Here is a 12051-nt window from a genome sequence, read left to right on the forward strand (position 1 = left end):
CTAATTTACGTACACGTGTGATTAACTTCCCCTCATAGTCCAGTAATTTAAGGTTACTAGGTAGAAACTTTTGGGCCATATTCCCAAACTTATATGAGGTTTGCTAAATTTCCTATCTCTATAGTATCAATTTATAACTCTTTTTTCAATAAAATATGAATGTTTTTCTTAAAAAATATTTTAATGTTCGTGTTTTACGCAGTTTTATACATTCTATGATGCCTATTTTTATTAAATTACTGATAGCAACTGTTATTTTTTTATTTCTTATTCGGATTTCTATTATCGACTAATCAATGAAAAACAAAAAAACTATCTATCCCTATAATAATTGGGAAAGATAGCTTTTTCAATTATTGACTTTTATTGAACAACCGTTACTTTAGTCGGAGTGGATGTTACTTTAAAACCATCTTTTGTTACTACCTCAGCAGAGATATAATATGTGCCGTTTGGTAGATCTGCTTTTGGGAACCATTTTGTATGAATTTCTTTTTCATTTTTATATTCAAATGAATCGACAATATTTCCATTTGCATCTTTCACGTTAAACTTCCAGTCTACTCTGTTTTGAGCAAAGAAATTGATTGCAGCAACTCTACTCTTACTTATGTTTGTAGTAGGATAAACGCTACCATTTGAAAGAACCATCCATTCACTCATATATTTTGTACTTTGATCTCCCCAAGTAGTATAAGAGTGATTAAATGCGTTGTCAGCTCCACCAATTACAATACTCTTTGGTTCAATATTTACTAGTAATGTTTGCGCTGCTCCTGGTGAATACATATTTCCGTTAACCCATACTACTGAAGCAGCATATCCAGACTCATCATCAGTACCTTTCCAAGAAATTTCATATTTACCACCATCTTTTGGTGTAACCTTAATATCTGTAACTTTAGGTAGAATCGAATCTACTTTTACCGGCATTTTTACTTCTTGAGGTTTTGCCCCTGGATAGTCTAAAGTTGTACGAATCACATAATTGTAAACTCCGTCAGGAACAATCTGTCCATTTTCATCTGTCATATTCCAAGCGTAAAGTTCATTGTAGCTAGTATCTCCAAATGACATGACATTTTTTCTAAATTTATATGGAGTTCCATTAAATTCACTAAAATCGCCTAAATACTTAACCATGCTTCCTGATTGATTTTCGATATACATTTCCGTTTTTGCTAAATTTCTTAAAGCTGTAAATGAAGAATAGATTCCGCCTACATGGTAGTTTGGTGAAATAGCAATTTTATTAAGATCAAACGTACCTGTTGCAGAATTATATCCTTTTGGATAACGTTCTGATGTTCCATCCCAAAGTGCAGTGTAACCTAAAAATGCATCTTTTTCCCATGCTGGTGGATCAATATTTCTTGGCTCATCCCATTGTCCATAGAAGCCCATATAAGGAACAGAAATTGGTACAGCTTTATCTTGGTCTTTGGCTACGGGAACTAAACGTACAAAACCTTCAACAAAACTATTTTTCTTTAATGAATCTGGTAAATTCACATTAATTGTCAGCATTTTTGTCTGACCTGGTTTTATCTTGAGTAATGAGCCATTTTTATCAGTAACTTTATTATCATTTACAGTGATTGATGCACCATCGATACGTTCACTTGTTAATGTTAAATAATCCTTTGAATCAAGTTTCCCATCACTGTCTAAATCAAATTGCTTTGTTTCTGTTTTATCTTTTAATAAATCTACGTAAACATTGTATTCAATATCAGCACTATTATTTTTACCCTTTTGTGCATCAAATGCATCAACGTTTAATTTAAAGCTAGTATTTTGACCAATTTCTTTTAAAGCTACTGCTCCAGCTTGTTCTAGCGGGGTGTTTCTGCTTGTAACAATGACTGGTGTATTAATTGCATTTTGAATTTGCATTAAACCAGAGCCTTGAACACGTGGAGAGTATGGAACTTCACCATTTGTTTTTGGATCCATTACAATTTTTGATGTGTTCATTAAAGCAATTTTTGCTTTTAAAGCTGTATCTTCTGAATGTTGTAATCCTTTTTCATAAAGTGACTGTAATACTAACGCTGAACCACCTGCAACGTGAGGAGTCGCCATTGATGTACCGCTCATTACTTCATAATCATTTCCGGGTACTGTAGAATAGATATTTCCACCAGGACCAGAAATTTCTGGTTTAAAATCTAAAATGCTTGGCGCGCCGTATGATGAAAAATAAGACATCGTATTTTTCATCGGATTATCGATCCAAGTATCTCCAGCTAATTTCATTTTTACAACTTGATTATTAGCCAACTTATTTAATAATTCTTGTCCAACCGCTTTTCCTGTTGTAGCAGCTGGAATTGAAGTATCAGAGAACCTAAGTGTAGGATAATCACCCAAGACAGAAGGTGGGATGACAATAACAGCTTTCGCTTTATATTTAGCCGCATTAAATTGAACAAACGAATATGAGGTATATTGATTATTCATTTTTGCTACAACGATTTTTCCTTCTACGTTCTTATTAGTAAAATCAGTAAGTTTTGAACCTTCTCCTACATATACCATTTCATACTCTTGACCAGGTGTTAAATTTCTAGAAAGTTTAAAGTTTTTTGTTGGTGCATATTGAGTTTGATCTTGGAAAGGAAGTTTAAAACCATTAGCGTCCGATAAAGTATTTAAGTGCAATTTCGTATTTTCATATGAAGCAACTGATAATGCAAACGGACTTACTCCAGGTGCACCTACTGTACCGATATCAGGATTATCAGCATATGGCTGTGCAGCCGAATCCAATAATAAACTAGTTTTTGTACTGTAAGCTGAGTTCCCAGCAGCAACTACAACTAAAGTTCCTTGTTCTGTTGCGTGACGAATTGCTTTTTGAACTGGGTCAAAGTCTTCTCCTACAAACCCTGCATCAACCCCTAAACTCATATTAATAACATCAGCACCCATTGTCACTGCATGTTCTATACCTGCGATTAAGTCATCCTCATAAGCACCTCCACCTACATCGGAGAATACTTTTTCAGCTAATAATTGCGTTCCAGGAGCAATTCCTTGAACGCCACTATTTGCTTCATCACCATTTGCACCAATAGTCCCTGAAACGTGTGTACCGTGTGGACTTCCATCACCACGAGGAATAACATCTGTATCATGATCAGCCCAGTCATAACCTGTTGGAACTTTATCTGTATACCACACATCATTTACAGCTGTAGCGTCTAATTTACTTTTAATACCATTTGGGGTTAACTTTTCTTTTTGTTTCCCCTTATCAGTAAGCGTCATGTCCTTATGAGTATAGTCAATACCTGAGTCAACGACTGCTACAAGTAACCCTTCTCCTTGATAACCATATTGATTCCAAACCTTTTGTGCTTGTACTAACTCTTTACTCGCTGCCATCGTTTCATGGAAAGTTCTCGCAACATTTACGTTAAGTACACCAGGAATAGACTTTATTTCATTTAGATTTTGATATTCTGTCTCAACACTGAATCCATTGAACCCTTCAAAGAAACGTTGTTTTAATTTAGGGGAATTTGATTTAGCTTTATTATTCTTTGTGATTTCTTCGATTACTTTGTCCTGTTTTTCTTTGTATAAAGATTTTTCGTTTGACGTAGAAGAGTCAGAAATTGATGGCTGTTCAATTTCTACTATAAAACGAACTTTATCGGTAGGTTTATATGTTTTCTCAGACTCTTCCTTTTGAGTATCTTTATATAAGTCCTCTTTACCTTTTTGACTTTGGTCTAGTAATTGTGGTACTTGATCCTCGATTGCTTGAGTTGTTGTATCATTATTTTCAGCAAGAGCTGTATAAGATGAGAAAATCAAAGATGAGATCGCCACTGTGGACATTACTTTAAACGGTAAAATTTTACGAAGTTTCATGAAATCCCTCTCCTTTTTATGGATGTAATATTTCAATTATATATTTGCTTTAATACAATGATTAAGAGGTTAGTAGTTTAATAAATATAGAATGATTAATGCGGTTAAACTTAAGCCCTTACCATATGTAAGTAAATAAATACTATTTAAATGTACATTCAACATATAACGAAGTAAATTGGGGGAAATTCATATGAAATTAAGTACCTTTTTTCTACAAATAATTACATTAAAATATTTTATTGGTATTCTTAATCGCAATAATTAAAAATAATAAGACGAAAAATATATAAAAGCGTCGAATTTCTTTTGTTTAATCAAAGGTTTAGAATCGATATTTGTGAAAATATAAAGAAAATTCAAATTTATTTCGTGTATCTTCTCGAATGTCGTAGAAAAATGATTAAAAAGTACTAATCATTCTCATCTTCAGAAATAAGAAAAAGGTGTAACAATGTGGTTACACCTTTCTCAAATTAGATTAGATAATGCTAATTCTTTATAATGCTTTCAATTTCTTCTATTAATTCAGACTGAATTTTATCAACTTTTGCAAAATCCATAGCTCCAATATAAATAGCTTCTAGTTCATCTCTAAGCACCTTAGCTTCTGCCAAATAAGATATTGCTTCTTTCATTTTATCTTTATATGAATTTGTTGTTCTTTCGATTTCTGTTGCGTATTTCTCATCTGTTCCTGGCGTAATACATCTTTCGTACATATCAATAATCTCGTCATTTTCACGATCAGGAAAATATTCATGTGGTGCTGTACTGTCAAAGATCGCAATGCCTTTTTCCGGAATAATTACCATATCCAGACTGTTTGGATCAAATCCACAATGATAAATCTCTACATCAAATCCTCGTTCTTCCCCTGCAGCTGCTATTTTCTTTAACATTGTTGATTTACCGGAACCAGCTCTACCTTTAATAAAATATCGCTTTTCAATATCTTCTGTTAAATTTTGAATATAATCAACCGCGCCACTTGGAGTTGCTGCACCTAAAAATCTATGTTTTACTTTGGAGACTTTTTCAGTATTGCTGTCACTACCATAAAAAAGCGCTATCAATTCGTTAGTCAGTTTATTTGCCTCTACAAAGTCCATATTGGAAATATAAACTGTTTCAATTTCATCATGAGCCTTTAACGAAGCAGCAAATGTATCATAAGCTGTTTGAAACTTTTTAGAAATCTCATCATTTAGTGATAGTATTGCTTCCTTGTGTACGGATAATTTCTTAGAATCCCAAGCAATACCTAAATTCACATATTCCTCAATAACTCCTGGAGCTTTCGGTTCAATTACATGTGGTGCCGTTCCGTCTACTATACCAATTTGAAATTTCGGGATAATTAAGCCATCAACTGAATTTGTATCTGAAGAACAATGTAAATATTCAATATCGATTCCCTTATTTACAATTAGTTCTCCAATTGTTTTCATTAATGTTGATTTCCCAGTACCTGGACCACCTTTTAGAATGAATAGTTTATCTAAATCCTCTAAAGCTGAGTCATAGAGATTATAAAACCCTTTTGCAGTATTACCACCTGCATAATAATTGAGTATTTTTCCTCTCATCTTTTTCCCTCCATTCAATCTAAGTTATGTAGATTTATTATTAAGGGTGTTTGCCCAGTATTAATATTATTGTTTACTTTATTAATTTTAATGTTTATCCAAAGTTGTTGGTGATTCTTAAGTTTGTCTTTTAGATTTCGGATATTTTCATTTTATATATAATGTCATGATAAGAACTAACATTTCCAAATTTGAACATAAAAAACATCAGCCAAATAGCTGATGTTTTTGTTTACCAGGCGACGTTCTACTCTCACAGGGGGAAACCCCCAACTACCATCGACGCAAAAGAGCTTAACTGCCGTGTTCGGTATGGGAACGGGTGTGACCTCTTTGCCATAATCACCTGATTTGTATTGAGTTGTACTTCGTACCTTCAAAACTAGATAATGTCATTATCAAACTTGTTAGTTAAGTCCTCGACCGATTAGTATCAGTCAGCTCCACGTGTCACCACGCTTCCACCTCTGACCTATCAACCTGATCGTCTCTCAGGGGTCTTACTAGCTTAACGCTATGGGAAATCTCATCTTGAGGGGGGCTTCATGCTTAGATGCTTTCAGCACTTATCCCTTCCACACATAGCTACCCAGCCATGCTCTTGGCAGAACAACTGGTACACCAGCGGTGTGTCCATCCCGGTCCTCTCGTACTAAGGACAGCTCCTCTCAAATTTCCTGCGCCCACGACGGATAGGGACCGAACTGTCTCACGACGTTCTGAACCCAGCTCGCGTACCGCTTTAATGGGCGAACAGCCCAACCCTTGGGACCGACTACAGCCCCAGGATGCGATGAGCCGACATCGAGGTGCCAAACCTCCCCGTCGATGTGGACTCTTGGGGGAGATAAGCCTGTTATCCCCGGGGTAGCTTTTATCCGTTGAGCGATGGCCCTTCCATGCGGAACCACCGGATCACTAAGCCCGACTTTCGTCCCTGCTCGACTTGTAGGTCTCGCAGTCAAGCTCCCTTATGCCTTTACACTCTTCGAATGATTTCCAACCATTCTGAGGGAACCTTTGGGCGCCTCCGTTACTCTTTAGGAGGCGACCGCCCCAGTCAAACTGCCCACCTGACACTGTCTCCGAGCCGGATCACGGCTCTAGGTTAGAATTTCAATACAGCCAGGGTAGTATCCCACCGACGCCTCCACCGAAGCTAGCGCTCCGGCTTCTCAGGCTCCTACCTATCCTGTACAAGCTGTACCAAAATTCAATATCAAGCTGCAGTAAAGCTCCACGGGGTCTTTCCGTCCTGTCGCGGGTAACCTGCATCTTCACAGGTACTATAATTTCACCGAGTCTATGGTTGAGACAGTGCCCAAATCGTTACGCCTTTCGTGCGGGTCGGAACTTACCCGACAAGGAATTTCGCTACCTTAGGACCGTTATAGTTACGGCCGCCGTTTACTGGGGCTTCAATTCAGAGCTTCTCCCGTAAGGGATAACCCCTCCTCTTAACCTTCCAGCACCGGGCAGGCGTCAGCCCCTATACTTCGCCTTGCGGCTTCGCAGAGACCTGTGTTTTTGCTAAACAGTCGCTTGGGCCTTTTCACTGCGGCTCTCCCGGGCATACACCCAAAAGAGCACCCCTTCTCCCGAAGTTACGGGGTCATTTTGCCGAGTTCCTTAACCATAGTTCTCTCGCTCACCTTAGGATTCTCTCCTCGCCTACCTGTGTCGGTTTGCGGTACAGGCACCTATTTCCTCGCTAGAAGCTTTTCTTGGCAGCGTAGAATCAGGAACTTCGGTACTATATTTCCCTCGCCATCACAACTCAGCCTTATGATGTGCGGATTTGCCTACACATCAGCCTAATTGCTTGGACGCGCATATCCAGCAGCGCGCTTACCCTATCTTTCTGCGTCCCTCCATTGCTCAAACGGAAATGAGGTGGTACAGGAATATCAACCTGTTGTCCATCGCCTACGCCTGTCGGCCTCGGCTTAGGTCCTGACTAACCCTGGGAGGACGAGCCTTCCCCAGGAAACCTTAGGCATACGGTGGACGGGATTCTCACCCGTCTTTCGCTACTCATACCGGCATTCTCACTTCTAAGCGCTCCACCAGTCCTTACGATCTAGCTTCAACGCCCTTAGAACGCTCCCCTACCACTGATACCATACGGTATCAATCCGCAGCTTCGGTGATACGTTTAGCCCCGTTACATTTTCGGCGCAGAGTCACTCGACCAGTGAGCTATTACGCACTCTTTAAATGGTGGCTGCTTCTAAGCCAACATCCTGGTTGTCTAAGCAACTCCACATCCTTTTCCACTTAACGTATACTTTGGGACCTTAGCTGGCGGTCTGGGCTGTTTCCCTCTTGACCACGGATCTTATCACTCGTAGTCTGACTCCTATGGATAAGTCATTGGCATTCGGAGTTTGACTGAATTCGGTAACCCGTTGGGGGCCCCTAGTCCAATCAGTGCTCTACCTCCAAGACTCTAACACATAAGGCTAGCCCTAAAGCTATTTCGGGGAGAACCAGCTATCTCCGAGTTCGATTGGAATTTCTCCGCTACCCACACCTCATCCCCGCACTTTTCAACGTGCGTGGGTTCGGACCTCCATTCAGTGTTACCTGAACTTCATCCTGGACATGGGTAGATCACTCGGTTTCGGGTCTACGACCACGTACTATATCGCCCTATTCAGACTCGCTTTCGCTGCGGCTCCGTCTCTTCAACTTAACCTTGCACGGGATCGTAACTCGCCGGTTCATTCTACAAAAGGCACGCCATCACTCGTTAACGAGCTCTGACTATTTGTAAGCACACGGTTTCAGGTTCTCTTTCACTCCCCTTCCGGGGTGCTTTTCACCTTTCCCTCACGGTACTGGTTCACTATCGGTCACTAGGTAGTATTTAGCCTTGGGAGATGGTCCTCCCAGATTCCGACGGAATTTCACGTGTTCCGCCGTACTCAGGATCCACTCAAGAGGGAACGAGGTTTCAACTACAGGGTTTTTACCTTCTTTGACGGACCTTTCCAGGTCGCTTCATTTACCCCGTTCCTTTGTAACTCCGTATAGAGTGTCCTACAACCCCAAGAGGCAAGCCTCTTGGTTTGGGCTATCTTCCGTTTCGCTCGCCGCTACTCAGGAAATCGCTATTGCTTTCTATTCCTCCAGGTACTTAGATGTTTCAGTTCCCTGGGTCTGTCCTCAGTACCCTATGTATTCAGGTAAAGATACTACTCCATTACGAGTAGTGGGTTTCCCCATTCGGAAATCTCCGGATCAAAGCTTACTTACAGCTCCCCGAAGCATATCGGTGTTAGTCCCGTCCTTCATCGACTCCTAGTGCCAAGGCATCCACCGTGCGCCCTTTCTAACTTAACTAATTTTAAAACTAATTGAATTAAACTTACGCAGTTTAATGAATGACATTATCTAGTTTTCAAGGTACAAAGTTGAGAGTGAACTCTCAAAACTAAACAAAACAATGAAGAAACATTTTCATACATGAACCATCGGTTCATGATGTCTCCATAGAAAGGAGGTGATCCAGCCGCACCTTCCGATACGGCTACCTTGTTACGACTTCACCCCAATCATCTGTCCCACCTTAGGCGGCTGGCCCCTAAAAGGTTACCCCACCGACTTCGGGTGTTACAAACTCTCGTGGTGTGACGGGCGGTGTGTACAAGGCCCGGGAACGTATTCACCGCGGCATGCTGATCCGCGATTACTAGTGATTCCGGCTTCATGTAGGCGAGTTGCAGCCTACAATCCGAACTGAGAATAGTTTTATGGGATTAGCTCCACCTCGCGGTCTTGCAACCCTTTGTACTATCCATTGTAGCACGTGTGTAGCCCAGGTCATAAGGGGCATGATGATTTGACGTCATCCCCACCTTCCTCCGGTTTGTCACCGGCAGTCACCTTAGAGTGCCCAACTAAATGCTGGCAACTAAGATCAAGGGTTGCGCTCGTTGCGGGACTTAACCCAACATCTCACGACACGAGCTGACGACAACCATGCACCACCTGTCACTCTGTCCCCGAAGGGAAAGCCCTATCTCTAGGGTTGTCAGAGGATGTCAAGACCTGGTAAGGTTCTTCGCGTTGCTTCGAATTAAACCACATGCTCCACCACTTGTGCGGGCCCCCGTCAATTCCTTTGAGTTTCAGTCTTGCGACCGTACTCCCCAGGCGGAGTGCTTAATGCGTTAACTTCAGCACTAAAGGGCGGAAACCCTCTAACACTTAGCACTCATCGTTTACAGCGTGGACTACCAGGGTATCTAATCCTGTTTGCTCCCCACGCTTTCGCGCCTCAGCGTCAGTTACAGACCAGAAAGTCGCCTTCGCCACTGGTGTTCCTCCAAATCTCTACGCATTTCACCGCTACACTTGGAATTCCACTTTCCTCTTCTGCACTCAAGTTTCCCAGTTTCCAATGACCCTCCCCGGTTGAGCCGGGGGCTTTCACATCAGACTTAAGAAACCGCCTGCGCGCGCTTTACGCCCAATAATTCCGGACAACGCTTGCCACCTACGTATTACCGCGGCTGCTGGCACGTAGTTAGCCGTGGCTTTCTGGTTAGGTACCGTCAAGGTGCCAGCTTATTCAACTAGCACTTATTCTTCCCTAACAACAGAGCTTTACGACCCGAAGGCCTTCATCGCTCACGCGGCGTTGCTCCGTCAGACTTTCGTCCATTGCGGAAGATTCCCTACTGCTGCCTCCCGTAGGAGTCTGGGCCGTGTCTCAGTCCCAGTGTGGCCGATCACCCTCTCAGGTCGGCTACGCATCGTCGCCTTGGTGAGCCGTTACCTCACCAACTAGCTAATGCGCCGCGGGCCCATCTGTAAGTGATAGCCGAAGCCATCTTTCAATAAAGGAACAGGAGTTCCTTTATATCATCCGGTATTAGCTCCGGTTTCCCGAAGTTATCCCAGTCTTACAGGTAGGTTGCCCACGTGTTACTCACCCGTCCGCCGCTAACTAACGGGAGCAAGCTCCCATTAGTCCGCTCGACTTGCATGTATTAGGCACGCCGCCAGCGTTCGTCCTGAGCCAGGATCAAACTCTCCATAAAAGTTAAGTTTAAATCTTGTATTGCTCAAAAAACTAATAATTGACGTTTACTTCATGTTTTGTTTAGTTTTCAAAGTTCACCTTGTCGCTCAGAGGCGACTTTAATATAATAACATTTTGTTGAACAACTTGTCAACAACTTATTTTATATTTTTCGTTGTTCGAACTTGTTTTGTCGTGACAACATAAACAAATATACCATCTCGTCCAAATGATTGCAAGCATTTCTTTACAAAAAATTAATAAAAGTTTTATACGCTCTTTTTTTGAAACTTTCTATATATATTGCTCTGTTAATTTTAGTGAGGAAACACTAATATTAGGTTTGTTATAATCCAAAATCCATTCATTTAAATATCATATATATCTCTTATTGTGTCGGGTAAAGTTGCCAATAAATCATACCCTCTGTCATCGTAAATGTGAAAGATCGTTTTCTTGTTAATATTGATAAAATATACTCTATGAAAAACCCTCGGACTAAAATCATGGTTGCATATTGCTTTTAACAAAGAATGGTATTTGAATTCATTCGTATTACTTTTTAAACTAAATCTATGCGTTTTATATGTTCCTTCTTCGTCAACTTCAGGAAAAACATATGGCTTCGTTTGATGCTTTATGGTAGAAAGTTCACTAATTTACGTTTAATTTGTTTACCTCTTTCAAAATCATTTACATCCATTACGACAAATATATCTTCTATTGATGAGTGTATCGCTTCAAATAAAGTGATTGCCCTTTTATAACATGCCAATATATATGGGTTATCAGGATAATCATAACCCCTTTCCCACTCTACCCCAAGTTCAAATCGTATCCCAATATCCCAATTGTAAAACAAAGGTGGTCTAAGTTCTAAATTAGGAAATACTTCTTTCAAGAAGTTGTTAAGTATCAGTCAAACACCTCATAAAATCTATAAATCAAATAAACATAGACTCAATATTGAGTCTGGACAAACTCAACAATCATAAGTAACTGTCATTTCAAATACAAATGATGTGAGCAATCACTCTTTAATGTCGTGTTTTGTACTTTCGTTACTCAGACTATCAACAAACTGAACAAACTAAGTAATTAATAAGATACTTTGTAGCTACTTTCTTATGCAGCCTATAACATTATTTCATTCGATAATGTAGACAATTTCCATTTTGAATATGATCCAAACTTTTTATTACACTTTCTTTTCGTCAGATAGAAAGTGATGATGCTATTTTCCGTTTTCTTTAGCGTATCCTACAACAAAAACTTAACCGTGTCAGTTGACTTTCGATCACTCCTGGAATTAATTTCTATTTACTAAGTAAAATTTTAAGTAAGTCTATCGTTTTCATTTTCCAACACAAAAAAACATCAGCTATTATGCTGATGTTTCTTGTTACCAGGCGACGTTCTACTCTCACAGGGGGAAACCCCCAACTACCATCGACGCAAAAGAGCTTAACTGCCGTGTTCGGTATGGGAACGGGTGTGACCTCTTTGCCATAATCACCTGATTTGTATTGAGTTGTACTTCGTACCCTCAAA

General features: G+C 40.2%; 2 protein-coding genes, 4 rRNA genes, 1 pseudogene and 1 riboswitch. All 7 genes and pseudogenes read right to left on the reverse strand.

Going from position 1 to position 12051, the window contains the following annotated elements; all coding sequences use genetic code 11:
- Window positions 1–15 precede the first annotated feature (15 nt).
- A riboswitch (purine riboswitch) is annotated at window positions 16–117 on the reverse strand.
- 246 nt (window positions 118–363) lie between these two features.
- The 7 genes and pseudogenes from V5E38_RS19700 to rrf (V5E38_RS19730) all read right to left on the reverse strand — a co-directional run bounded on the left by V5E38_RS19700 (window position 364) and on the right by rrf (V5E38_RS19730) (window position 12020).
- Window positions 364–3882, reverse strand: coding sequence for a S8/S53 family peptidase (locus V5E38_RS19700; RefSeq protein WP_499211248.1), 3519 nt, complete (start codon window positions 3880–3882; stop codon window positions 364–366).
- A 491-nt stretch (window positions 3883–4373) separates the two neighbouring features.
- A complete protein-coding gene (locus tag V5E38_RS19705; RefSeq protein WP_499211249.1) occupies window positions 4374–5471 on the reverse strand; it encodes a PRK06851 family protein in 1098 nt (365 codons plus the stop codon).
- A gap of 234 nt (window positions 5472–5705) precedes the next feature.
- Window positions 5706–5821: ribosomal RNA gene (rrf, locus tag V5E38_RS19710) — 5S ribosomal RNA — on the reverse strand.
- 57 nt (window positions 5822–5878) lie between these two features.
- A 23S ribosomal RNA gene (locus tag V5E38_RS19715) occupies window positions 5879–8816 on the reverse strand.
- 153 nt (window positions 8817–8969) lie between these two features.
- Window positions 8970–10519, reverse strand: a 16S ribosomal RNA gene (locus tag V5E38_RS19720).
- A 275-nt stretch (window positions 10520–10794) separates the two neighbouring features.
- Window positions 10795–11419 (reverse strand): annotated as a pseudogene (locus V5E38_RS19725) (DUF3885 domain-containing protein).
- A gap of 485 nt (window positions 11420–11904) precedes the next feature.
- Window positions 11905–12020, reverse strand: a 5S ribosomal RNA gene (gene rrf / locus V5E38_RS19730).
- Together the 16S, 23S and 5S rRNA genes form the textbook arrangement of a ribosomal RNA operon.
- Window positions 12021–12051: the final 31 nt, after the last annotated feature.

The organism is Rossellomorea sp. GAMAL-10_SWC (assembly GCF_049568075.1).
Lineage (GTDB): Bacteria > Bacillota > Bacilli > Bacillales > Bacillaceae_G > Gottfriedia.